The organism is Martinezella sp. CNPSo 3890, assembly GCF_057784455.1.
On the sequence record NZ_JBXSOR010000028.1, the window covers coordinates 23,262 to 46,754 of the forward strand.

The window sequence follows — 23,493 nt, forward strand, 5'->3', positions numbered from 1 at the left end:
AGTGGGTATCGTCGTACAGAACATCGAACGAGCAAGCCAATCGGTTATCGATCGTCTTGCCGCCACCGGCGTCGCAACGGTACACGAAGCTCAGGGCCGCAACGGGCTGTTTGCAAGCTACATGAGGCCAATCTATCCCGGCGTCCAGATTGCGGGATCCGCGGTAACAATTTCCGCGCCTCCGGGTGACAACTGGATGATCCATGTCGCGATCGAGCAGATCAAGGAAGGCGACATTCTGGTGATCGCGCCGACATCGCATTGCGAGGATGGTTACTTCGGCGATCTTCTCGCGACCTCCGCGCTCGCTCGAGGTTGCCGCGGGCTCATCATCAATGCGGGCGTGCGCGATGTCCGCGATCTGACAGCCATGAAATTTCCGGTCTGGTCGAAGGCGGTATCGGCGCAAGGAACCGTCAAGGAAACGCTCGGTTCGGTGAACGTACCGGTTGTTTGCGCCAGTGCTTACGTCGAGCCGGGCGACGTCATCGTTGCCGATGATGATGGCGTCTGTGTCGTCAAGCGGGCGGAAGCGGAAGAGGTTGCGGTCGCTGCGGAAAAGCGCGTCGCCAATGAAGACAGCAAACGCAAGCGTCTCGCCGCGGGTGAGCTTGGGCTCGACATCTATGAAATGCGGCCCAAGCTCGAAGCCAAGGGGCTGAAATATGTATGAGGATGGAATCCCTTGCCTCTGGATGCGTGGCGGGACATCAAAGGGCGCTTACTTCCTCGCCAGTGACCTGCCGGACGACCCAGAGCAGCGAGATGAGCTTCTGCTGCGGGTCATGGGATCTCCTGACCCTCGGCAGATCGACGGCATCGGTGGCGCAGACCCACTAACTTCGAAGGTGGCGGTTCTGTCTCCCCCGACGAGAAGCGATGCTGATGTGGACTACCTGTTCCTTCAGGTCTTCGTCGACCAGGCCTTGGTAAGCGACGCCCAAGGCTGCGGAAACATTCTCGCAGGGGTGGGACCCGCGGCCCTGGAACGAGGCTTGGTTCCAGTCTCGGGGGAGGTGACCCCCGTGCGAATCCATATGGTCAATTCCGGTGAGGTTGCGGTCGCAAAGATAAGCACGCCTGGCGGCAAAGTAAGCTATCTTGGTGATACTGGCATCGCGGGAGTACCAGGCAGGCACGCAGCGATTCCGATCCTGTTCACGAACACTGAGGGCTCGATGTGCGGATCCCTTCTGCCGACAGGCAGGGAAGTCGACGTCATTGATGGGATTGAGGCGACGCTCATCGATAACGGCATGCCGTGCGTGATCATGCGGGCAACAGACTTCGGGTTGACGGGACAAGAATCGCGCGAGGACCTTGAGGCCAATAATGGCTTAAAACAGCGGCTCGAGGCCATCCGATTGCAGGCCGGGCCGAAGATGAAACTCGGCGATGTCAGCACGGCGTCGGTTCCGAAGATGACTTTGGTGTCAGGGCCGGCCGCCGGTGGTGCAATCAACACGCGCAGCTTTATACCTCATCGAGTTCATGCTTCAATTGGCGTATTAGCCGCCGTCACGGTCGCAACAGCAACCCGCATTCCCGGAACGCCTGCCAACAAACTTGTCACTGCACCGTCGGATGGGCGGTATCGCATCGAGCATCCTACAGGCGAGATGGAAGTGTTCCTGGAACTGACGGAGCAGGCAAACGTCACGGGGGCAGGCACCGTGAGGACTGCCCGAAAGCTATTCGATGGGTTGGTCTTTCCCATTGAAAAGCGCGAAAAGCAATCTCACTGAGCTGGACCAAGCCAATGAAATCCATGTTTCTTCGCTATGCCACCCCATTCATCACGGGCCTCTTCTTGGTCTCGCTGGTATCGGGATTCGCTCTCTTCCTACACCTTGGGCAGTCTTGGTTCCGTGCGATGCATGAGTGGCTGAGCATGGTGCTCATCGTACCATTTCTCCTCCATGTGTGGAAAAATTGGCGGCCGTTCACGAACTATTTCCAGCGTCTGCCCATGACCGTTGCACTCGGAGTTTCCCTTGCTGCATCACTTTACTACGCAACGATCTCCAACGCGCCGGGTTCGCACACTGGAGGACCTCCGCAGATCGCGTTCGCAAACCGAATCTTGCAGAATCGGGTCTCGGATGTCGCGCCTTTGCTCGCGACTTCATCCCAAGCCCTTCAGGAGCGGCTGCTAGCTGCGGGATTTTCAGCAGTCAGCCCTGATATGCATCTCAATGAGATCGCGGCTCGGTCCGGCAAGGGTGAAGCAGAATTGATCAACATCCTGACTGCGTCGCACTAGCTGTATGCCGAGAGGTTTTTTGGTGAAGTCCTGACGGAAAATCTAATCGCCTACCACACTGTCAAGGAGATGGCGATTGACGCACCCAACCTGATCGGATTCGGTTTGCAACCGCCTGAGCAGAACAAAAAAGAGAACCAGGGATTCAGCTGCCGCCTTTATTTCTACAGATCGTCAATGAGACTCCCAGGCCAAAAATTCCTGGTCGGTAGCGATCTTCCCAGCCCGGTCTGGGCGTGCGGCCCCGTTGTCGTGGCGGCGCGTCGACACAGGCGCCAGTGTCAGCTTATCAACCACGACGAGCTGCAAGAGCCTTCTCAGCGTTAGACATGCCGCTTCACCCGGGCAACTGCTCGAATCATGAAAGCGAAGGCCTGTGCTCCGGCTCCATTTTATAGCTGATGGGCGAGCGTCACGACCATGGTCTGGTGACGCTTAAGGCCTTCAACAGCCCTGCCAACGTCCTTTTGTCGGCGAGGCGCATGACAGCGACGACGGGGCCAGGCGACGTACTAATGCTCCGTTGGCGCAGCCGCGACCATCTCACCCTTGGTCCGATCCCAATAAGGGTTTTCGATTCTGCCGTTCAATCCCAGCCCCGGAAGCGCGTTGTTCCAGCGCGCGATATAGAAAGGATGAGTGGTGCGCGTGCTCAGTGCGCCGAGGCATGCCGCCTGCACGACATGCCCGTTGGAGTCTAGACGGGTTGAGGACCTGAGATCGTCGTTAACGTCGGGAGATAGTCCGCCAGATGAATGTGGAAATAGCGGTTGAGGATCTCAAATCGTCATTTCAGCCCAAGCTCGTGACTCGCCCAAGGGTCTACTCCATGCGAAATTTCTGATGATAGGGCCTACGGTTCTGATTCCTCAAGAGCTTGGATTCCTTCCATTTGTAAAAAGTTGGTCGCTTGGCGGTGTGATGGAGACATGCACAATTTTGCTTTCGATTCGCTCCGCGAATATCTCTCCTTTGAGGATCAGCTAGGTCAGTTCCGGTGACCTGTCAGCGAAGGTTCAGCGTCTGCGTGGCCTCTTACCGCCTTCATGCTGCCATTTGGCATCGGCCTCAGTTTCAATCAGACGCCATGCCGATTTCAATTAGTCATTCCTTGACTTTCAATTGGTCATGGACAGGGGGGCGTTCGGAGCGTTGCTGGAAACTTTCGTCTTTGGGGAGATCCTTAAACTCGCCAGCAGTGGACATGGCCGCTTTGAGTTCTCGCATTTTCGTGACAAGCAGCAGAACGAAGTCGATATTGTCATCGAGGACAGAAGAGGGAGGGTTGTCGGCATCGAGATAAAAGCGGCAGCATCCGTCTCGACTTCCGATTTTTCCGGATTGAGAATGTTGGCCGAAGCATCTGGAGAGCGGTTTGTTTCGGGCATCGTCTTGTACGACCATGACAAGGTTGTCCCGTTCGGGGAACGCCTGTCCGCCGTGCCAATTTCGGCATTGTGGCGTTAGCGCGTGGGAATTTCTCTTCAGTCTCCAGGCCTGAACATTCTTGAAACTTCGAGCGCTTCGATAAAGCCGGCCTCCAGTTCGAATCCCTTCACATCAACGGATCCGACCACGGATCGTGAGCTTTAAAAGTGGTGTTGTAGCTTATTGCGGCACGACTGCTTTGCGCCCTCAGCCAAGCCGGCGCTCGATGTTGCTCGGCTGACCAAGCTCTTCCGGGATCGAAGGGAAACGATCAAGCCCGGCTCCGGCATCGAGAAACTGACACTCATTGCCGTCATGACCGACCGCTTGGCGAGGAGCAGCGATCGTCACTGGTTGACCATGCGGGCGAGGATATCACGCCGCTGATCGACACCTTCGGAAACCAGGGACAGTGCGTCTATCGCATCGCGCCTATGGCCTCCGATGTTCCTGAATGCAGCGTCTCGGCTGCAGCCGAGGACGTCATTGAAACCTGGGTGCATCACTGGCCAAATGGTGTGCATTCGGGCTTACGGCAGTTGGCAATCGGCTCTCAAGACGGTACCTGCTGCTTTTGCGTTTTATCGACATACACCGTGGAATGTCATCCGGTACGAAGGCGCCCGCCTTACATGAAGGATCGCCCCCCGGTGCAACTTCGTAACGCCAATCTAGGAGATTCATGCAAGACATTATCAAGCGGCAGCCGGTGCTTCTGGACATGATTTATGACGCAATCAACACTGCCCCTGCAGCCTTGGCGCGGGTCGTTTTGTACATAGCACAAGATCCTGAGATCGTTTTGGGACTGTCGGTGGCGGAACTCGCTCATAATACCGACAGCGGGTCTGCTTCTATCGTTCGGTTTTGTCGAATACTCGGTTTTTCAGGTTTTCGTGAGTTCAAGATTGCGCTCAGTGGCGAAATCGAACGGGCTCGAGCGCTGGATCTCGCTCAACGCTCTAATGTAGCGATATCACCATAGCCACGCGCTCGCCCGCTTTGTCATCCCGACATTCTGCTGGTGAATATGCCAAATAATTGATCAAGCTTTGAGCTCCTCATGAGCCGTCGGTCGAATTGCGACAGATTAATCTGCCTATCGGCTGGTTGATGGCAGACCCACCGGTCGCAAGCCAGAAGGTGCCCCGCCCGCCGCTCCCGTCATTTCCAAAACCGCTTCGCGTCGAGCACATCATCGACATGGGCCTGGGCACTGTCGATCAAGGCATCCTTCTCGGCATGGGAAAGAACCGTGTCGCTCGCCGGGTGGTTCGCCAGCCAGTGTTTCTCCAGGACGCCGGGAACCGACACCAGATCGTTCAATGCTCCCAAGTCGTCTTGAAGGGCTTCCATCGCGGCAAGGAATTTCGCGTGTCGACGCCTGCCGCGCTTGTCATCGAAAAGCGATGCGAAGAACTCGGCGGCATAGCGAAGCTTTTTCGCATCCTTGCGAACCTCATGACGATGCTCGTCGTCCAGCTTGGCCAGTGCGCTGCCGTCCTTCTTGAGCTTCTTGCGCTGTTTCTCAAGTGCCCGCCCAGCGAAGGTGAGTGCATCCGGAATTTCCGCCGACACTGGGGATTTGCCGTGAAGGTAGTCTCCACATTCAAGCCATTGCAGCAGGTCAAGCATCAGTGCTCGCGCGCGCGGGGAGGATAAGGCATCGACCGCATCACGGTAGGTGTTCTCGCGCGCTGCTTCCAGCTTAAAGACAAGATCCGGTTCGGCGGCTTTCCCGAGCAGGACGTCGACATTGCGGGCCTCTCCGAGCACCGCCGCCAGCCATCGCAATTCGTTGTTCAGCCGCCGCGGCTCCTCGTCAGGAAGCACCGGTTTGAATATGGAGAAGGCCGATCGCAGCCGACGCAGCGCCACGCGCGCCTGATGGAGAGCCTCGGCGTTGCGCCGATAAAGGAGGACATCCTCGTTCAAGCGGAACTGCCGGAAGCACGAAGACGCGATGGCCTTGAATGCCGCCGCGGCATTCATGTCACGATCGAGATGAAGCGGCTCCGACTTGAAGACCGTCTTCTGCGCCTCGGCAAGGGCGTAACCCCGCTCCGCCTTCGAACGCACCCCGAACCGAAAGCGGGCAATCTCGTCTATCTTCCTGGCAAAAGCAAAGAGATCACTGGGACTGCCATCCTTCAGCTCGATTTCGGTCTCACGGATCGGAGAAGAGCGTTCGCCCGAAACCACTTCGCCCTGGTCGACGACGACCTCGAGGCTGGAACCATTCTCCTCCACATTCCACAGTCGCCTTTCGACGACCACATCGAAGATCGGCTCCAGTTTCAGGCTGTTTCCAAATTCCCCCAGAAGCGGCGAGGTGTGGTCGAGAACGGGTTCCTCTCGCTCAACCGGCGTCTCCCACTCGGATCTCGCAAACAGCGACCTGCCGGGTCCAGTCGCTTTGACGGTTTGGGTGCGCGCGGCGCCCACCTGCCGAATTCGAAGCGTGAAGCCTTTTTTCCACAGCCTACGATCGGAGGTGTCGAAGTAGGTGGACCGCTGCCGGACAATCTTTTCGGGCTCGCCCAGCAGATCGGAACCAAGGATGGCTTCCAAGGATTCGGGTGAGAGATCAAGCTTGACTTCGGTTTCTGACGACAAGGCGGACTCCGTTTGATAAGACCGAATTCAGCACGGACCTAGCTGTCATAGTCCAGTGCTATAGCGACTGTATGAGAGATAGGAAGAAATCGAAAACAGCCATGCTCTCGAGCGCGCAACGATATGCGTCGAACGTTTCCGCCGCTCGCGATGTTCCGCAGGCGGGTGCGATCTGTTACCGCCGCGGGGATGATGGAGTGCTCGAAATCCTTCTCGTCGGCAGCCGTCGGAATGGCAGATGGGGCATTCCGAAAGGCCACATTGATGCCGGCGAGACCAGCGAGATCACAGCGGCTCGCGAATCTTTCGAGGAAGCGGGCGTGGTCGGTCGTGTCGAGGTGGAAATTTTCGGAATATTCACCTATGAGAAGGACAGCACGCCGGATCGCTACCATGTCTCGGTTCACCTTGCAGAGGTGACAAGGATCGCGATGGACTATCCTGAAAAATCGACGCGAAAGAAGGCTTGGTTTCCCCTGGCGGCTGCGCCGGTCGAAGTCTCGCAACCAGGGCTGCGCGAGCTGCTACGCAAGTTTGCCGATGGGATCGGCGATTCTGGCACCACGGACGGACCAGGTTTTCAGCTTGGTCGTGGTTTCAGGGTATAGTGGGATCTCTGGATCTTTCGCCAACGGCGCGAAATTCGCCTGATCAGTGCTGTACAGGTGCCCGGCTTTCAGCCTTGCAGCGTTCCGCTCTTTGGACCGATGGAACGACTTCTCTGTCTTCTTCGACATCTTCCCCGTCATAATCGTCCGCCACACGAACCTCATCCATGCGGTGTTTGATCGCCAGGGCATAGATCGTGTCGAGCACATTCTTGTCCGTGACGCCAGGATCGGTCATGGCCAGCAGCGAGGCGCGGACAATCTTCTTGCTGGAGGTTTTCGGGCAGCGCTTCAACACGAACTCATACAAGGCATCGCCTGTCAGACCTTCGGTAGCTCCGTCAACGAGAGCCTGGTAAATCTTCTTGCGCTTCTCACCCATGTGATTTCTCCTTAAGCGGTACTGCCCGGGACCTAGCCACCGGCGCCGGGCGGCGCGTCGTTCTCTAAGTTCTCGGGGTACTGCACAACCTCATTTTCGTCCATATCCTGTGCAGCGCCGCTGCCCGTACGTAATGAGATGCCGGGACCCGACGCAACGCTGCCAGCTTGGAGGAACGTCACGCCAGCTGTTTCGAGGACGGCGCGGACCGCGACAACATGATTCCGCATGCCGGTGGCCGGGCCTTCGCTTGCTTCCATGCGTTTCAGCGTCGGCACGGAGATATTCGCAGCGAGAGCGAGCGTTGCTTGCGGCATACCGATGAGCGCTCGAGCGGCCGAAATCTGCCTGCCAGATAGCATCTTATGGTCCTTTAAGTCTCAGCGATATTCAAAGGTGTTGAACAGCACATCTGGATCCGACTACCTAGAAAAACTAGCGATGGCATGCCAGGACACTCATGACGGCCGGAGAGAAGGGCTGATCGGCGTACCGCTTTTCGGCAGGGCGATATCAACGAGTTCGCGTGATAGGCCCGACGCAAAATGACGCTCAGCGCGCGCCAGCAGTCCACATCACCGCCATCGAGAATTATTTAACGACGCATCGCGCCCGAGAACATAGCCAATCGCAAAGGCGAGGGCGCCGATCGTAAGGACAATCCCCGTTGCCGTGTGCGGATGCTCAGCGGCGCCCGCGGCCACTGCGGTGCTCTCACGGACAACAGCATCCTTGGCATCCCTCGCGACCCTCCGGATACCTGTTGGTGATTCTGCGAGTGTTCCTGTGAAGCCAGCACTGAGTTCGTCGGTCATGATGTTCCTCCTTTTTCTGAGGGAAGGAGAACCCGCGCCAGCGCGGGAAGTTCCAGCGACCTGGCTGGCTGCAACTGGTGGCTTAGAGGCATCTGCAAAAATCACTCGAGGCGATAACGCGCTAGCGGAGCACCTTTTCCTAGCGCCGATAAGGCCGACCCCCACTCAAGCGGATCGTTGGACAATAAGAATCCGGTGCAAATCCAACTGCACGGTAAAACATCGAGACATTGCTCATCGCAAGGAACGTTGCAGCTGCCAGCGGCGTTGAGCCGAAATTAGAAGGAGATCTAATGATGGACAGAGAACAGAAGATTCGTGAGCGCGCCAACCAGATATGGGAGGAAGAGGGTCGCCCCGAAGGCAGTTACGAGGAACACTGGCGGCGAGCTGAAGAAGAAATTGCGGCAGGCGAACACGTAGCCGCTGGAGAAGGCACCGAGAACTGGAAGGCAGAGGCCGGTCTGCCCAATGACCAGAACTCGCCGGGCGTCATGCCGACTGTGATCCCACCGGACTGAGGACGTCAACTTCGTCGCAGATGACACCCTGTCGTTTGGCATTTAACTGTGGGAATGCGCCCGTTGCGGAGGTGATGGCACTTAATTTGAGATTTTTCGGTGCGATTTTCGGCGCTTGACGGCCTTCAGTCCGACCATGATCTTTTGTCATATTCGGCATTTTCTGATGAGGGTTGTCCGCAGGCAGCCATGCTTTCCTCGGTAGGAAGCCAGACTGCGGTCGTGTTGATATCAGCCGGCGTTACTCGGGCATCTAGTGAGGCTCATCGGCAGGAATATGTAGTGGCACGCCCGCTTTTTCGGCCGCTGTTTGCAGTCGCCTGTCTCTGGTCCAAAAGGCTGCCTTCCGCTCAAGGAGAACGGATGCCAGCAGATGGGCATCAGTGTAGCCAATACCCATGCTGAAAATTCCATATCGGTCGATCATCGTCATGACTTCGTCGTGGGTGGCGGCAACAGCTCCGCGCTGAGCTGCCAAAAAAGCAATGATGCTGCCGCGATCCCGAAGGCTGCCAAGAGCCAACTCGCCAATCACGCACGGATGGCAAAGTAGTCGATCGTCTTCGATTATTCTTCGTAGCTCGCCATCGCCATATCGGAAATGATCGATGCAGATCGAGGTGTCTACCAATATTACTTAACTGCCGTGCTCCGACGACGAGAGGCTGCCTCGGCCTCCGGCATGGTTCCCCCAAGAGCTATGAGGCGTTTTCCGGACTCCACACGAACCAGCGTCTCCAACGCCTGGCGGACGAGTGCCGCGGTTTCCTTGGTGCCGGTCAATGATCTCGCCCTGTCCATGAGGGCGTCGTCGAGATTGATGGTTGAGCGCATCAGCTGGCCTCCGTGTTGATGACGTCAAAAATGGCACCATTTGGTGATGAACTCTACGCCTGCTTTCGCTTCTACACACGGAACGTGGTCTGCGCATGTAAGGTAGCGACGCTCTAATCCCATAGGATATCGGAATTGAGCCGTGAAGTTGAAGCCCGTGCCATCCGTGCCACGGGCTCGAATATATTGCGGAGGTCCACGGTTCGAATCCGTTCACATCAACAAGCGCATTTTTTCACTCTGCAACTTTGCTCGGATCCAAGTTTCGCTGCCCAGCTGTTGCCAATTATCCACTTTCCGCTGAAGAAATCTATGTTGCGCAACCACTCAAATTACTCGGTTGACTTGTGTCGGAATGTCATTGTAATGCTATATTAGCATTTGCTGCACTATGGAGGTGTGGCTCCTTGGTAATATAACGGCATTGTTCTCATGAGGAACAAAGCTTGTCGATTGGAGGTCGTCCAATCGACAAGGGTATATACATATGTGTGGGGCGTGCATGTTTAATAGTTATGCCGAAGAGGAGAGTACAGTACTGACGTATGTGCTCGCGATGCTGGCGATTTCTACCTGGCAGCACTATTATCCAACCAGCACAAATATGCGCGCTAAAATCGCAACTGGGGCATAGTTGGGCCATGCCACGTCCGCTGTATTCATGTGACGACGGACTATATCGTTCCAAGAAAAAAGATGAGATTCGACTTGAAGCGTCTCTTCGATCGTATTGTCGTCGATTTATATCAAATAGTGCTTGTAACTCCGCTTCTGATAGCATCAACTATTAATGATAGAATATTTTATAGCGTTATAATTTTTCTAGGATTTTGCATACCGGGTTTTATCGATGTCATGATCAATGGCAGTCATAGTTCAGGACGAGAAAAATTTTTCGTCCCTCTGCGACTCAAGCTTCCCTACAAAGTATTAGTGTTCATTTGGAATGGCTTCAAGGCGAGCCAATAAGTCGAGGGGCGACCGATGGCAAATGGAAAAGATACGAATAGCGCAACAGAGGATGGACGGCACGCCTGGCAATCATTTTGGGATGGCCCAGAAAAAGGTAGCATGAAAAAGCTTATAATCTGGGTGGCCACAACTATGATGGCTCTTTCTGTCCCGGCCGGCGCGCAAACTGTCGCGACCAAGCGCGGCTATGAATATGATAAAAACATGCTGAGCAATCCCTCGGCACTGAACTGGAACATCGAGGCCTGCAGCCACCAAGGCATCAAGCCTGAATTGCAGGAAGGGCTTGCCAAGCTCATGGGCGTGTCGCAGGCCAATGTCCGGCTAGAATTTTGCCGCCGTGTCCTCACCGCCTATGCGAGAGGCCGCATCCCCTATGATGACTACCTTCAGTTCATGCAAGGCGGCGGTATGCCTGCGAGTGTTTCGCGGGCTTTGAGGATCGCGGGCTCTGCCCCAAAGAAGCCGCAGAGCCACGGAGAAGGTAGTATTGTTCTTCCGGCGTCAGCGAGAATGGATTCCGGTGAGACATTCAAGGGCTCGACCGTCGCGTCAAACGGTAAGGGTCGCTTCTCGGTTCAATCGTCTCGGCGAGCCGTGAAATGCTCAGGCACCTATGATCTCAGCGATCGGCGTCCGACAATTACGCTTCCGGTCAAATGCTCGGACGGTCGCAACGGCAAGGTCGAGGTGACGCGGGCAGCGGATATGATGTCGGCATGGGGAAAGGTAAAGCTGTCGGATGGGAGCACCGGCCGGCTGACGGTTGGCAAGGACTGAAACGGCCATAGTTGACCGCGGGCCGTCAGCCTGCTCTCCGTGGACGGGAATTTCAGACGAATAGCTCTGATAAAGAGCAGGGCCGCCAGTTCAACAGTGGAGACGTTGCCGGGCTAACGTCGTTATCAAATGCTTTTCTAACGAGTCAGTTCCATAAATCCGATTACGCTGCAAACTACTACGCTCCGCTTAATTAAGAGACCAGTTTTCAATCGCTTAGCGCATTAAGCGCCGCGAAAATTGGATTGCGCGAAATATGTAACGACAATATCTATACGAGTCTTGTAAAGATATTGTCGTTACGCTATATGGGGGCAAAAGGAGTTTCCAATGCCGACCTCACATACAAGCAAAAGCCCGGACGCAAGCGTACCGCTGAATATGCGGATCAAGCCTGCGACCCGCAACTTGATCGATCGCGCCGCTGAGTTGCTTGGTAAGACGCGCACGGATTTCATGTTGGAGGCTTCCGAGCGGCGAGCAGAGGAAGTGCTGCTCGATCGCACTATCTTCACGGTAAGTCCCGAAATCTATGCTGAATATCTTGCTCGGCTCGATGCACCCACGCAGCCCAATGAGCGTTTAGCACGCACCATGTCGACCAAAGCACCGTGGGATGAGGCGTGACCCTCAGCGCACCGGCACCCCTGGCCGATCATCACCAGCTGGCCGAGTTTAATTCCGGGGTCCTTGAGTTGGACGACTGGTTGCGACGTCGCGCGCGTTCTAATCAAACGAGCGGCGCATCGCGGACCTTCGTCGTGTGCGAGGAGAGCCGCGTCATTGCCTATTACGCACTCGCCTCCGGCGCTGTCAAACAGCCGGAAGCGCCTGGCCGTTTTCGGCGCAATATGCCAGATCCAATTCCGGTCGCTGTGCTTGGTCGCCTCGCCATTGATCAGTCCTACCAGGGGCGTGGTCTCGGCAGGGCATTAGTGCGCGATGCGGGCCTGCGCCTGCTCAATGCCGCTGAAGTACTTGGCATCCGAGGCATGCTGGTTCATGCGATTTCAGATGACGCACGAGCCTTCTATGAGGCCGTGGGCTTTCTGTCTTCTCCGTCCGACCCCATGATGCTGATGGTCGGATTGCATGACCTCAATCAGGCGCTGAACCCTTAAGCGAAACTCATCAGTAATTTCGGTTGGATGCATTCTATTTCTGCTCTAAGCCGCTGAATTTGCGGCAGAAGGTCCCGGACCTCAAATGAGGCCGCGGGTTCGATTCCGCTCAAGAGCAATAGATGCGCGTCGGTGGTCATCAATATTTTAGCCTCAGCCAGAACATTCGCTATACTGATACCTACGGAAGCCCAGCGAACCTGACCTTAGAACCCCACTGGTGCTTCTGCAGGACGCGTCGTGCTGTAGACTTCTTCAAGGCTCATCATTTTTGAAAGATCGATGTTCATGGAGGCTCCGTAACCGAAGGCACCATGCATCAGGCAGGTTTGAGCGGCGGCTTCTGCGGCTTTCTTCAAAATGGCGTCGGGCTCAACGTTATTCAGCAAGCCTACGAGAACATTCGCGATGTAAGTATCGCCGGCGCCGAGTGTGTCCAGGGCGTCGACCCGCTCAGCACACGCTTCAAAGATGCCAAGCCGGCCAGTGAGGATCGCGCCTTGAACGCCGCGCGTAACAAGGCTCCAGCAAGCGCCGGCATTTAAAGCGCGCTTACCAAGCGCGAGCGCCTCTTCCCTAGACAAGCCGCCGGCGGAGAAGGCGATCAGGTAGCAGTGCGGCGCGACCTGGGCGATGCGTTCAGGATCGTGAACGGTGGCGAGATCATAAGAGATCTTCGTCGCCTCGGCAAAGTGCTGTAACCAGGCGTCGACATGGCTTGACCGTCCAGTATGGACGGCGTCGAAATCCGGAAGACGAGCGATATCCGCTTTTGACGGCGCGATGATTGAAGGGCCCAGATTTGCCCCGACAAACACGCGGTCGCCATCCCGCGTCTCGATAACGCAATAGGCGGTCTGTCCTGGTTCCATCCGTAACGACGATACGTCGACACCTTCGTCAACAAGAGCCCGACGGATAAGGCGCCCGGCGTCATCGTCGCAGACGGCGCCCGCATAGGCGGTTTCCGCACCGGCGCGGCGGGCGAAAACGGCATGATTGACACAGTTCCCGCCGGGAAACATCAGGTTTTGGTCGCGGTAGCAGTCAACGACATTGTCGCCGAAGGCGAGGATTCTGACGGGTTGCGACATCGGGCAAGCGCTCCTGAGAATAACTGAGAACGTTCTCATTAAAGAGCGGTGTCAAAAAATGCAAATGGTTTCCGGGATGCGGCCTACGGGGAATGGAGAGCGGTGACCGGTTGTGTACGAGCGAGACCGGGGGCCGGCGAAGGAAAGTGGCCAGGCTCTTCTTTTGAGTTGGAATCCAAAACAACAGCTATTCGGCCGCCGTCGGTAAGGGCGATATGGGCTTACGCCTTGTCGGATCAGAGGTGGATGACGGAGCCCCGTTCAATGAGCTCAGCAGGCATCAATACGGTGCGTGGCGGATAGTTCTCACCGCGAATGCGCTCGAGAAGCATGCGTGCGGCAGCCTCGCCCATAGCAAGGCGCGGCTGCGACACGGTTGTGATTCCGGGACGGTGAAAACTCATCCAGTCGAGATCGTCGAAGCAGATGATCGAAACATTTTGAGGAATGGTGAGCTTCAGTTCGGCGAGTGCCCGCATCGTGCCTTCGGACATCGTGCCGTCAGTGGTAAAGAGCGCGCTCGGCGCTGCCGCCGCCGTCATCAGACTAGCCAAGGCCGTTTGTGCAGCGAGGGCGGAATAGCTTCCCACCCTCAGCGTAAGATGCGGGTCGACGGGCAGTCCTGCCACTCGATGCGCGCGGATATATCCGAGAAGACGCTGCCAGCTGGGATACAGCGTTTCGCTTTCGATCGGATCGCCAGCGATAGCGCGGGCGAGAAATGTCTCCAGGCTGTCGCTTTCTTCGTCGGCGAGCTCCGCTACGATCCCAATCCGACGGTGACCGGCGACTATCAGGTGACGGACGGCCTGTTCGGCCGCGGCGATGTTGTCGGTCGCAACCCGGTCGACCATCAGGCCGGCGACGGCGCGATCGATGAGGACGAGGGGAACCCCCATGGCTCTCAGATTGTGCAAGTGTCGTGCTTTGCGCGTGTCGCTCGGGGTAACGATCAGCCCGTCCACCTGCTTCTGCGTGAGAAGCTCGACCGAATGCACTTCCTTCGGCTGGGCTTCGTCACTATTGGTGATCAGAAGGCCAAAGCCGTTGGCCTCGGCAACGTTGGAGATACCTCGCAGGACCGACGCATAGAACGGGTTCTGAATGTCGCCCGCGACGACGCCGAGCGTACGGGTCTTGCCGGTGATGAGGCTGCGCGCCAGGGCATTGGGCCGGTAACCGAGGCTCTGAGCCGCCTTGAGGACCTGCTCCTTCTTGTCCTCGCTGGTATAGCCATATCCGCCGAGCACGCGTCCCGCAGTCGCCGTGGAAACGCCCGCTGCCCGTGCAACATCCGCGATTGTTGCCTTGCTTTTCAAAGCCACCTGGCAATCCTCTCACATTGTCGAGCTGCCGAAATGAGAATCTTATCATGTTCGACGTAGAGAAAACGGTAGCTCTTCCTAGCTGTTAACAGATCGGTGGGGGTTTTCAACGCCATTTACTGGCAGATTTCACCATTTCCACGCTTGACGAAGAGGTAATCTCCGTATCTCATATGTGAGAACGTTCTCGTAACTTAATCAAGGGGAGCTGGAGAACGCAGTCACGAGCCCACTGGGTTCGCTACAACAAGGAGGACACTATGTTTAGATCCATTCTCGTCGCCTGCGCGTTAAGTGCTGTGCTTGCAATGCCAGCGCTTGCCGATGTCATTCCTGCGCTCCATGACGCGCTTCCAAAGGAGTACCAGGATCACGGTATCAAGGCGGCGGTCTTCAATGACTGGGCGCCGGACGAGTACCAGGATGCCGATGGCCAGCTCAAAGGTTGGAGCATCGATATCGCCAAGGAGATGGAACGCCGCCTCGGTGTGTCCTTCACCTTCGAAGGCACGAGCTTCGACGCCATCATTCCGGGGCTGCAATCCAAGCGTTTCGATGCGGGCTTCTCGTCCTTCGGTACGACCGCGGAGCGGCTAAAAACGCTGGACTTCGTTTCTCAGCGCAGGATTGGCACCTCTTTTGCCTATCCGAAAACCAGCACGCTTGACATCAAGTCGGCCTCTGACGCCTGCGGGCTGACAGTCGCCGTACTCAACGGTTCCTGGGACATCGGCCTCCTTGAGAAGCTGAACGCCAAGGAGTGCAAGGATAAGCCGGTTGTCATGCAGACCTATAGCACACAGGCGCAGGCCGAGCTTGCCGTTCGCTCCAATCGCGCGCAAGCAACAGTGGGCGGCTCGGTCAAGCTCGCCTACATCGCAAAACAGACCAGCGGCCTCAAGGTGTCCGAACTGGTTCTGTCGCCCGTAAACAGCTGCATCGGCGTACGCAAGGGCGATCCGCTCGGGCAGGTGTTAACCGATACCATCCAATCGATGATTGACGACGGTACCTATGAGAAAATCATGACCAAGTGGGGGCTGAACGACAGTGGCATGCTGAGGAAGGCATTGCTGATCACGGAAAAACATCCGGCCGATCTCTGAACGTCCGTTTCGTCGGATGCAAAAACAATCCGGCCTGACATGCTTCAAGCCGGATGAGACGACCCAAACAGGCAGCAAGGACTGACGATGGCTGAAAAGACAATTTCCCGCCCTTCGATCCATGACGTGAAACCCATCCCGGTGCCAAACATCGGTCACTGGATCGGTGGCGTCGCGCTTGCCATTCTGGCTGTCGTATTCCTTCAGGTGCTTGTCACCAACGAGAACATGCAGTGGAGCGTGGTCGCCGAATACATGTTCAGCCCGGCGATCCTCTCCGGTCTCGGCATGACGCTGTTGTTGACGGTACTTGCCATGGTGCTTGGGCTGGCGATCGGCGTCGTGCTCGCCATCATGCGCCTCTCCACCAGCAGCGTCTTCCAATCGGTGAGCTGGGGCTGGATCTGGTTCTTCCGCGGGGTGCCGCCGCTGGTGCAGATGATCTTCTGGTATAATCTGGCGCTGCTCCTGCCGGAGGTCTCTATCGGCGTTCCGTTCGGCGGGCCGAAGCTTTTCTCCTGGAATACCAACGAATTGATTACTTCCTTCAGCGCGGCTATCATGGGCTTGGCCTTTACCGAAAGCGCTTATGCCGCCGAAATGATCCGCGCGGGTATCCAGGCCATCAATGCCGGTCAGACAGAGGCCGCCGCCACACTCGGCATGACGCGGGGGCAGACACTCCGCCGCATCATATTGCCACAGGCGCTGCGTATCGTCATTCCGCCGATCGGCAACGACACGATCTCGATGCTGAAATTTACTTCGCTCGTTTCCGTGCTGGCCCTGCCCGATCTGCTCTATTCCGCGCAGATGGTGTATGCGCGTACGTATCAGACCGTGCCGCTGCTGCTGGTCGCCACCATCTGGTATCTCGTGCTTACCACCGCTCTGACCGCCGCCGAGCATGCCGTCGAGCACCGATTGAAATCTGAACGCCGCGTCGGCGCGAAGAAAGCGGCCGGTTTCTTTCCATTCCGCCTGTTCGCACGCCAGCGGGAGATCCTGTGATGAACGCCCAGATGACCAACGAGCCGCTGCTGAAGGTGGAGCACCTGCGCAAGAGTTTCGGCACCCATGAGGTGCTGCGTGGTATAGATGTCGCAGTGATGCGGGGAGATGTGACCTGCATCGTCGGTCCTTCCGGTTCCGGCAAGAGCACACTGCTGCGCTGTCTCAATTATCTCGAAAAGCCGACAGGCGGCGCGATTTTCCTCAACGGTGAGCCCGTTGGGGTGCGCTGGAAGGGCGACAAGCTCTATGAGATGAGCTTCAACGAGCTCGCCCGCCAGCGCCAGCGCATGGGCATGGTATTTCAGGGTTTCCATCTTTTCCCCCATAAGACCGTGCTCGAAAATGTCATAGAGGCCCCGGTTCTCGTCAAGCGCATGCCGCGCCAGACGGCCGTCGGGGAGGCGATGATCCTGCTGGAGCGCGTCGGCATGAAGGAGCGGGCGAGCTACTATCCGGCCCAGCTTTCCGGCGGTCAGCAGCAGCGTGCGGCGATCGCCCGCTCGCTGGCGATGAAGCCGGATGTGATGTTGTTCGATGAGCCGACCTCGGCGCTCGACCCGGAGCTTGTTGGCGAAGTTCTGGCCGTCATGCGTCAACTGGCCAATGACGGCATGACCATGGTCGTCGTTACCCACGAAATGGGGTTTGCGCGCGACGTGGCCGACCATCTGATCTTCATGGATGGCGGCGTGATCGTGGAGCAGGGGCGCCCGGCGGATGTGCTGACACGCCCGCAGCATGATCGTACGCGGGCGTTCCTGGGGCGGGTTCTGGCTGACGCGTGAAGCGTCAGCCATGTGGCTTCAATCATGCGTTTGCGATAGCGCCGATGCGGTGAACAGGTCGAGATGAGCGCCGCCGTTGTTCTTGAACACAGTAATCTGATCGGCGCCAGTGCGACCTTCCCTTTTTCCTTGAGCTAGCTCGAATAGATCGGCCCTTACGGCGTCCCAGCTAATGGCACCGGATGCAACCGCTTGCGAAAGATCGCCGCCTCCTTCCATGTTGTTGCGGCTGTCGACGAAAATCGTACCGCGCATCAAAGCCACGTCGTCCGCTTCACGAAGGCTGGGCAAATAGGCCCCGACGAGATCGAGATGGGTGCCGGGTCGCAGCAGGGTGCCCTTGACAAGCGCCTTGTCCGACATCGTCACGCAGGAGATCACATCGGCGCAGGCGACTGCAGCGTCGAGATCTTCAGTGACCGTGGCGCTGATGCCTTGTTCCCGAAGCTGCGCGGCAACGGCCTCCGCCCGTACGGCGGTGCGGTTCCAGATTGTAACCCGGCGCAGCGACGGACGTGCCGCGAGATGCGCCTCGGCGAAATGGGGCGCGAGCGCTCCGGCGCCGACGATCAGCAGGTCTTCTACATCTTTGCGGGCCAGAATGGCGGCGCCGAGGGCGGAATCGGCGGCGGTCTTGCGCGCAGTCATCGCCGCGCCGTCGGCGATCAGCAGCGGCCCGCCGGTCTTGCCATCGAACAGCGCCACCAGCCCCTGAACGGCCGGTTGCGGTGGCTTACGGCCTGCGTTCTGCGGAAAGACGCCGACCATCTTCACGGCAATCGGCCCGCCGGGCGCCCAACCCGGGAGGGTGATGAACTGGGCTTCGCCGCCGGTCGGATCGGATTGCACCACGACCTCCGAGGCGGGCATGTCTCCGAGATGCGCTTTGCGTAGCGCCTCTATCAGAAACGTCCAGGGAAGCGCCGCGTGAACGGCGGCGGCGTCAAAAACATGCATGGCGAACCTTTCAGGTCTTGATCATATAAGTGACCAGATGACTGGGAGTGACGAGCTGCGACAAAGCGAGCGGGCGCATCGCGGCGTCGCTTACGATCTTTTCGATGCGATAGACGGGCTGTGCGGCGGTGATGCAGAGTATGGCGCGCTCGCCGGCGGAGGCAAGGCCGACATCGATCTGACGCTCGGCATGGGCTGGCTCGATGCCAGCCTTGTCGCGCAGGGCTGCGAAGAAGGAATCGCCGCCGGAGACGGCCTCGATCACTTCGGGAAAGCGCCCTGGATCGAACCAGAGCGTTTCGAGCGTCATAGGCCGGCCATTGTCTTCCAGCAGCCGATCGAAGCGGATAAGCGCTTCGGCCTGCAGCCGGGCGCGTATGGCTGGCGCATCGGGATTGTCCGCGCGCGCGAGGATGCGGTGGCCGGCCTTCCGGCCGAGCCCGTCCATGGTTTCGGAGAAGCCGGACAGCGAAACGAGTGTCTGACGGACCTTGCCCGGCATGATGATGGTACCGCGGCCCTGTTGGCGCTGCAGACGGCCATCGGCACAAAGCTCGCTGATCGCGCGCCGCAGGGTGATCCGGCTAACGCCATACCGCGCCATTAGCTCAGGTTCCGGGGGCAGAAAGCTGCCCTCGGCGAACTGGCTGGTTTCGATGCCGGCCAGGATTGAGCGCCGGACCTGTTCATAGAGCGGCAAGAGGTTTGCTTGATCGTCCATCCGCTCTTCCCCGCCCTCTTAATAGCTGATCTTCTTCATGTAGCGCCGCGCTGCCAGCATTTCGTGTTTGCGCAGGTCGGCGATCTTATATGCGAAACGCCAGAGCGTGTCGAAGAAGATCAGCGGCACGACATTACCCCGGAATTGTGGATCAATGCCGGAGAGATCGAGCTTTTCCGCATCGAGAACCAGGAGTTTGTCGGCAGAGCCGAAGCGGTGCAGGAATTCGTCGGCGCGCTGTTCGAGCGGCCGCGTGCTGTCGAGACCCTTTAAGAGTATGAAGGCACGGTCCTTATCCAGTATCTCGAACGGACCGTGAAAGAACTCGTTGGCATGGATCGCCTGGCTGTTGATCCACTGCATTTCCATCAGCACGCAAATGGCGAAGGAATACGCCGCGCCGTAGCTCGCGCCGCTTGCAATTGTATAGATCACGTCTTCCTTGGCAAAGCGCGGGGCAAAGTCGTCGAACGTCGGCGCCAAGGCGGCATGCGCCCGCTCGATCGCCGGCTGAAGGGCGACAAGGCTACTGATCAACGTTTCGGTCAGATCTTCGCCACCGGTGAGCGCCACGAGGCCCATGACGATCTGGTAAATTCGAGAATAATTACTGTTCCTCGCGTCGATCGGCACACCGGTCGTATAGGGCGCCTCGAATCCGACGACTTGATCGACGGCCTTGGTAAGCGGCGAGTCGGGCTCAACCGTCAGGCCGATCGTCGTGGCGCCTGTCGAACGAGCGAACTCGGCCGCGGCAGTGGTTTCCTTGGTGGTGCCGGTCATCGAGCAAAGAATGACCAGCGAATTGCGGTCGAGGGCACGTGGTGCGCGGGCGACGAACTCCGCGGCGTTATAGACATCGGAGGGAAGCGGTGAGTGCTGGTCGAGCAGGAACTTCGCTGGATGCATGATCGACAGTGAGCCACCACAGGCGACGAAGAAAACATGCTTGATCGATTTTGCATCGAGGGCGGACAGCGCGGCTACGACGCCGGCGTTAAACGCAGAGGGGAGAGACATTGTTGGACCTTTCTATAAGACGTTATAATACGTATTATAATCTTGCCGACGAGGTCAAGCGACCTTGACATCGTCGATGAAATTTTGCGAACGTTCTCACATTCCACATGAAGAGGCATCACTTGCCGGTGAGGGGAGTTGGGATGAGCGAGATCTACGACACCGTTGTGGTGGGCGGCGGCATCATCGCCGCGGCTGCCGGCCAGCATCTGACGGCGGCAGGCTATCGCACGCTATTGGTCGAGCGCGACGATTACGGTGCGGGTACTTCCAGCAAGACGTCGCGCCTGCAGCATTGCGGGCTCGGCTATCTCTCGGCCGCCAGCGGCTCGCTTGGGGCCTTTTTCGCCCATCCGCGCAACGCGGTAGAATGCTTGAGCCTCATGCGCCGCTCGATGCAAGGGCGGGCGGAGTTCGTGCTGCTGGCGCCCGAGCGAGTAAGACCCGTCACCTTCATCATTCCACTGACACCCGAAAACGCCATTCCTCCTTGGAAGGCGCGACTCGCGTTTCGCCTGATGGCGGCCAACGATGGCGGTCAGGTGCCGCTTGACCTCCGTATCCTCTCGGTGAAAGAAGCGCGGGCCCATCCGGCACTTCAGGGCATGGCGGGACTGCAGGACATTCGCGGGGCGATGAGCTTCACCGAATACCAGTATCATTGGCCGGAGCGGATCGTCGTCGATACGATCATGAAGGCACGGGCGATCGGCCTGGAGGCGCTGAACTATACGGCGGTGGAAGGACTTGCAAGGCAAGGCGATCTCTGGCGGGTGACGCTGACGACCGCCGGCGGCCCCAAAGATGTTCTGACCCGTGCGGTCGTCAATTGCGCCGGCGTCTGGGTCGATGAAATCACCGCTCTGGCGGGGGCGCCGCATCTGCGCAAGAATACCGGCGAAAAAGGTACCAATATTGTTGTTCGCCTGCCGCAGAGCCTGCGCGGCATCGGATTCCAGACGGTAACAGCGGCCGGTGCGCCCTTCTATCTGATCCCCTGGGGCGAGCTTCATTATGTGGGGCCATGGGATTCTGTCTCGGATGGTAGCCCGGAAGGGTTTTGCGCGACGGAAGCGGAGATAGCGGCCATTCTTGATCAACTCGGCCGCTTGTTTCCGGGTTTCGGCCTGAAGCGCGAGGATGTGCTCTATGCATGGTCGGGCGTGCGCCCGCGCACCCTTGCCAGGGACGGCCGGGGTTCCACACCAACCGTCCGCGAGCATGATCTTACCAACGAAGGCATGCCAAATTTCTTCACCTTCACCGGCGGTCTACTAATGACCCACCGCGATGCCGGGCGTCGGCTGACCCGTGCCGTTCATCGCCGGCTGCGGCCTTCCAGTCCGCCGCGCCCGCTCGACGCGCCACTCCCGCCACTCCCGGATATGGATCACGTCACGGAGGCGTCCGTCGCCCATGCCGTTCTCAACGAGCAGGCGCGCACGCTCTCGGACATCCTGTGCCGCCGCCTTTCCGTCGGCTGGGGGGCAGACCTCGGCCGAGGTCATGCGGAGGCGGCCGCGAAATTGGCCGCGCCGCTTCTCGGCTGGACACAAAAAGAGATGGCGACGCAGGTCGCTGCTTTCATCGAGGAGACGATGACCGTATTCGGGCTGCGGGCGCCTTAAACCCGCAGTGGCATCAGGATCGACTGCAAATTATGAGAGAACGTTCTCATAAGTGAACATAATTTAGCACATCTGAGACCGTTGAAGGAGTAAAGATGATGGCACTTGGCGAACACAATATCAGCGTTATGAATTTCCACTATGTGCGGCATACACTGGACCGTTTTCTGGCCGATGTTTGCGAGGCTGGGGTCTCGCGCATCGAGCTCTGGGCTGCCGCGCCGCACTTCTATATCGGCGATAAGACGCTAACCGATGCGCGGGCACTGGGGCGCACCGTCCGCGGCATGGGCCTCGATATCGTCGCCTTTACGCCAGAGCAGTGCATCTATCCTATCAATATCTCCGCTAAGGAGCCGGAACTGCGCGATCGCTCGCTGCGCTACTTCCTGGAATCGATGGAATTTGCCACCGAATGCGGCGCGCCGGCGCTTCTGGTAACGGCGGGCGGCGGCTACCGGGACGAGCCGGCGGAGCAGGCGATGGAGCGATGCGTCGATTCCATGGGCATCCTCTGCGACCGCGCGCAAAAGCTCGGCGTCGACCTATGGATGGAATCGCTGCCCGATTCCTTCGCCAACATCATCCGCTCAGCCCGGGAAATCCGCGCATTGATGGATAAGCTCGACAGTCCAACGCTGCATGCGGTCTATGACGTCGCCGGCGCGGTCATGACCCATGAGACGCCGCAGGATTATTTCACGCATCTCGGCGATCGTGTCGCACATGTGCACTTCACCGATTCCGATGCCGGCGGCAGCCATCTTGCCTGGGGTGATGGCATCATCGACCTCGACCAGTTGATCGCCTATCTGCGCGGCCAGAACTACGCGGGTTCACTTACCATCGAGCTGACCAACTGGAAATACAATGTCGATCCTACACCGCCTCTGAAGCAATGCGTGGATGCCATGCGCAGGGCGCTTGGTCCGGCATAAGCGGGAGAGAGTGGATCTGGAAGAGCAAGATCATTCATCCGTACCGGCCGGCCCATCTGCACTACATCATCAAGGCGGACGGTTTCGAGACGCTGACAACCCACATCTTCGATCCAGACGACCCCTATATCCATTCTGATGCGGTGTTCGGTGTCAAGGAAAGCCTACTGGCCGAGTTCAGGCTCATGGATGATTCTACACGCGCAAAAGAGCTTGGCTTCGATGGCAAATTTTGGAAAGTTGAACACCATTTCGTGCTCGCGCCATCCGGTAATTGAGGAGTGCCTCTCTCAGGGCATCGTAAACTTAACTGCTGAGAAGGCAGGTCGGCTCCGGTAGCAAGCATCGCTTACGCCGCGGCGATTGCTGCTGTTGGCAATTCACCTTGATGGCCTGAGAAGATGTCGTGTCGGGAGATGTGAAACAGGTTGGCGATCGCATTATGCGTGGAGACGAAGTGTTGTAGATGGGACGCCGAACCGCTAACGCCTCCAATCCACTGATCGCGGCCTTTCTCGACGCGATGGAGCAGGCAGGGGAGCCTGAGGTCGAGAAGCGCAATAAA

Annotated in this window: 24 protein-coding genes and 5 pseudogenes; 17 read left to right on the plus strand and 12 right to left on the minus strand. The window is 57.9% G+C overall.

Annotated features, from left to right (window positions below; translation table 11 throughout):
- Position 1 precedes the first annotated feature (1 nt).
- The 6 genes and pseudogenes from AC13RC_RS32765 (at position 2) to AC13RC_RS32790 (ending at position 4,676) form a co-directional block, all read left to right on the plus strand.
- Complete coding sequence (locus AC13RC_RS32765) at positions 2 to 673, plus strand: 4-carboxy-4-hydroxy-2-oxoadipate aldolase/oxaloacetate decarboxylase (protein WP_488559662.1); 672 nt, start codon at positions 2 to 4, stop codon at positions 671 to 673.
- Complete coding sequence (locus AC13RC_RS32770) at positions 666 to 1,745, plus strand: 4-oxalomesaconate tautomerase (RefSeq protein ID WP_113391240.1); 1,080 nt, start codon at positions 666 to 668, stop codon at positions 1,743 to 1,745. The genes AC13RC_RS32765 and AC13RC_RS32770 overlap by 8 nt, the downstream gene beginning before the upstream one ends.
- 14 nt (positions 1,746 to 1,759) lie before the next feature.
- Positions 1,760 to 2,263: a DUF4405 domain-containing protein gene (locus AC13RC_RS32775; RefSeq protein WP_488559663.1), complete on the plus strand. Its 504-nt coding sequence runs from the start codon at positions 1,760 to 1,762 to the stop codon at positions 2,261 to 2,263.
- A 1,131-nt stretch (positions 2,264 to 3,394) separates the two neighbouring features.
- A pseudogene (locus AC13RC_RS32780) lies at positions 3,395 to 3,730 on the plus strand (DUF4143 domain-containing protein); the annotation flags it as partial.
- A 162-nt stretch (positions 3,731 to 3,892) separates the two neighbouring features.
- A pseudogene (locus AC13RC_RS32785) lies at positions 3,893 to 4,200 on the plus strand (DNA polymerase Y family protein); the annotation flags it as partial.
- Between the two features lie 173 nt (positions 4,201 to 4,373).
- Positions 4,374 to 4,676 (plus strand): MurR/RpiR family transcriptional regulator, encoded by a 303-nt coding sequence (locus tag AC13RC_RS32790; RefSeq protein ID WP_210296520.1) that lies wholly within the window; start codon positions 4,374 to 4,376, stop codon positions 4,674 to 4,676.
- Between the two features lie 179 nt (positions 4,677 to 4,855).
- Here the strand turns inward: AC13RC_RS32790 and AC13RC_RS32795 are convergent, their stop codons facing one another.
- On the minus strand, positions 4,856 to 6,307 hold the full coding sequence (locus AC13RC_RS32795; RefSeq protein WP_113420990.1) for a CHAD domain-containing protein: 1,452 nt from the start codon (positions 6,305 to 6,307) through the stop codon (positions 4,856 to 4,858).
- A gap of 101 nt (positions 6,308 to 6,408) precedes the next feature.
- Between AC13RC_RS32795 and AC13RC_RS32800 the strand changes: the two genes are divergently transcribed.
- Entirely contained in the window at positions 6,409 to 6,915 is a 507-nt protein-coding gene (locus AC13RC_RS32800; RefSeq protein ID WP_113420991.1) for an NUDIX hydrolase, read from the plus strand.
- A 43-nt stretch (positions 6,916 to 6,958) separates the two neighbouring features.
- Here the strand turns inward: AC13RC_RS32800 and AC13RC_RS32805 are convergent, their stop codons facing one another.
- From AC13RC_RS32805 to AC13RC_RS32815, 3 genes and pseudogenes are all read right to left on the minus strand, one after another.
- Entirely contained in the window at positions 6,959 to 7,297 is a 339-nt protein-coding gene (locus AC13RC_RS32805; protein ID WP_113420992.1) for a hypothetical protein, read from the minus strand.
- Between the two features lie 125 nt (positions 7,298 to 7,422).
- A pseudogene (locus tag AC13RC_RS32810) lies at positions 7,423 to 7,659 on the minus strand (helix-turn-helix domain-containing protein); the annotation flags it as partial.
- A 213-nt stretch (positions 7,660 to 7,872) separates the two neighbouring features.
- Entirely contained in the window at positions 7,873 to 8,112 is a 240-nt protein-coding gene (locus AC13RC_RS32815) for a hypothetical protein (protein ID WP_113420993.1), read from the minus strand.
- 293 nt (positions 8,113 to 8,405) lie between these two features.
- Here AC13RC_RS32815 and AC13RC_RS32820 point away from each other — a divergent pair, with 293 nt between their 5' ends.
- Positions 8,406 to 8,633, plus strand: a complete 228-nt coding sequence (locus tag AC13RC_RS32820; RefSeq protein ID WP_488559664.1) for a DUF2934 domain-containing protein — start codon at positions 8,406 to 8,408, stop codon at positions 8,631 to 8,633.
- Positions 8,634 to 8,886: 253 nt separating this feature from the next.
- Here AC13RC_RS32820 and AC13RC_RS32825 read toward each other — a convergent pair whose 3' ends face one another.
- Together AC13RC_RS32825 and AC13RC_RS32830 are read right to left on the minus strand one after the other, a co-directional pair.
- Positions 8,887 to 9,267 (minus strand): type II toxin-antitoxin system VapC family toxin, encoded by a 381-nt coding sequence (locus AC13RC_RS32825; RefSeq protein ID WP_113420994.1) that lies wholly within the window; start codon positions 9,265 to 9,267, stop codon positions 8,887 to 8,889.
- Positions 9,267 to 9,467, minus strand: a complete 201-nt coding sequence (locus AC13RC_RS32830) for a type II toxin-antitoxin system VapB family antitoxin (protein ID WP_113420995.1) — start codon at positions 9,465 to 9,467, stop codon at positions 9,267 to 9,269. The genes AC13RC_RS32825 and AC13RC_RS32830 overlap by 1 nt, the downstream gene beginning before the upstream one ends.
- Before the next feature lie 1,071 nt (positions 9,468 to 10,538).
- On the opposite strand from AC13RC_RS32830, the gene AC13RC_RS32835 reads away from it, so the two are divergent.
- The 3 genes from AC13RC_RS32835 to AC13RC_RS32845 all read left to right on the plus strand — a co-directional run bounded on the left by AC13RC_RS32835 (position 10,539) and on the right by AC13RC_RS32845 (position 12,340).
- Positions 10,539 to 11,219, plus strand: a complete 681-nt coding sequence (locus AC13RC_RS32835; RefSeq protein WP_113420996.1) for a hypothetical protein — start codon at positions 10,539 to 10,541, stop codon at positions 11,217 to 11,219.
- 330 nt (positions 11,220 to 11,549) lie between these two features.
- Positions 11,550 to 11,846 (plus strand): type II toxin-antitoxin system TacA family antitoxin, encoded by a 297-nt coding sequence (locus AC13RC_RS32840; RefSeq protein ID WP_113396042.1) that lies wholly within the window; start codon positions 11,550 to 11,552, stop codon positions 11,844 to 11,846.
- Positions 11,843 to 12,340 (plus strand): GNAT family N-acetyltransferase, encoded by a 498-nt coding sequence (locus AC13RC_RS32845; protein WP_113396041.1) that lies wholly within the window; start codon positions 11,843 to 11,845, stop codon positions 12,338 to 12,340. Before AC13RC_RS32840 ends, AC13RC_RS32845 begins: the two co-directional genes overlap by 4 nt.
- Before the next feature lie 206 nt (positions 12,341 to 12,546).
- On the opposite strand, the gene AC13RC_RS32850 is transcribed toward AC13RC_RS32845, so the two are convergent.
- The gene (locus AC13RC_RS32850) at positions 12,547 to 13,434 is read right to left on the minus strand and encodes a PfkB family carbohydrate kinase (RefSeq protein ID WP_488559665.1); all 888 of its coding nucleotides are present in this window, start codon (positions 13,432 to 13,434) and stop codon (positions 12,547 to 12,549) included.
- Between the two features lie 236 nt (positions 13,435 to 13,670).
- On the minus strand, positions 13,671 to 14,759 hold the full coding sequence (locus AC13RC_RS32855) for a LacI family DNA-binding transcriptional regulator (RefSeq protein WP_488559666.1): 1,089 nt from the start codon (positions 14,757 to 14,759) through the stop codon (positions 13,671 to 13,673).
- A gap of 260 nt (positions 14,760 to 15,019) precedes the next feature.
- Between AC13RC_RS32855 and AC13RC_RS32860 the strand changes: the two genes are divergently transcribed.
- The 3 genes from AC13RC_RS32860 (at position 15,020) to AC13RC_RS32870 (ending at position 17,664) form a co-directional block, all read left to right on the plus strand.
- Positions 15,020 to 15,865 carry an ABC transporter substrate-binding protein gene (locus AC13RC_RS32860; RefSeq protein ID WP_488559667.1) on the plus strand — a complete coding sequence of 282 codons (846 nt, stop codon included), beginning with the start codon at positions 15,020 to 15,022 and terminating at the stop codon, positions 15,863 to 15,865.
- 87 nt (positions 15,866 to 15,952) lie between these two features.
- On the plus strand, positions 15,953 to 16,876 hold the full coding sequence (locus AC13RC_RS32865) for an amino acid ABC transporter permease (protein ID WP_488559668.1): 924 nt from the start codon (positions 15,953 to 15,955) through the stop codon (positions 16,874 to 16,876).
- Positions 16,876 to 17,664: an amino acid ABC transporter ATP-binding protein gene (locus tag AC13RC_RS32870; RefSeq protein ID WP_162748879.1), complete on the plus strand. Its 789-nt coding sequence runs from the start codon at positions 16,876 to 16,878 to the stop codon at positions 17,662 to 17,664. Before AC13RC_RS32865 ends, AC13RC_RS32870 begins: the two co-directional genes overlap by 1 nt.
- Before the next feature lie 18 nt (positions 17,665 to 17,682).
- On the opposite strand, the gene AC13RC_RS32875 is transcribed toward AC13RC_RS32870, so the two are convergent.
- The 3 genes from AC13RC_RS32875 to AC13RC_RS32885 are packed head-to-tail and all read right to left on the minus strand — an operon-like array spanning position 17,683 to position 20,362.
- Positions 17,683 to 18,621 (minus strand): ornithine cyclodeaminase, encoded by a 939-nt coding sequence (locus AC13RC_RS32875; RefSeq protein WP_488559669.1) that lies wholly within the window; start codon positions 18,619 to 18,621, stop codon positions 17,683 to 17,685.
- Positions 18,622 to 18,631: 10 nt separating this feature from the next.
- On the minus strand, positions 18,632 to 19,342 hold the full coding sequence (locus AC13RC_RS32880; RefSeq protein ID WP_488559670.1) for a GntR family transcriptional regulator: 711 nt from the start codon (positions 19,340 to 19,342) through the stop codon (positions 18,632 to 18,634).
- A gap of 18 nt (positions 19,343 to 19,360) precedes the next feature.
- Complete coding sequence (locus AC13RC_RS32885; protein ID WP_488559671.1) at positions 19,361 to 20,362, minus strand: SIS domain-containing protein; 1,002 nt, start codon at positions 20,360 to 20,362, stop codon at positions 19,361 to 19,363.
- Positions 20,363 to 20,505: 143 nt separating this feature from the next.
- Between AC13RC_RS32885 and AC13RC_RS32890 the strand changes: the two genes are divergently transcribed.
- From AC13RC_RS32890 to AC13RC_RS32900, 3 genes and pseudogenes are all read left to right on the plus strand, one after another.
- Entirely contained in the window at positions 20,506 to 21,990 is a 1,485-nt protein-coding gene (locus tag AC13RC_RS32890; RefSeq protein WP_488559672.1) for an FAD-dependent oxidoreductase, read from the plus strand.
- A 95-nt stretch (positions 21,991 to 22,085) separates the two neighbouring features.
- Entirely contained in the window at positions 22,086 to 22,928 is an 843-nt protein-coding gene (locus tag AC13RC_RS32895; RefSeq protein ID WP_488559673.1) for a sugar phosphate isomerase/epimerase family protein, read from the plus strand.
- A 35-nt stretch (positions 22,929 to 22,963) separates the two neighbouring features.
- Positions 22,964 to 23,206: pseudogene (locus tag AC13RC_RS32900) on the plus strand (dioxygenase family protein); the annotation flags it as partial.
- 71 nt (positions 23,207 to 23,277) lie between these two features.
- Here AC13RC_RS32900 and AC13RC_RS32905 read toward each other — a convergent pair.
- Positions 23,278 to 23,493: pseudogene (locus AC13RC_RS32905) on the minus strand (hypothetical protein); the annotation flags it as partial.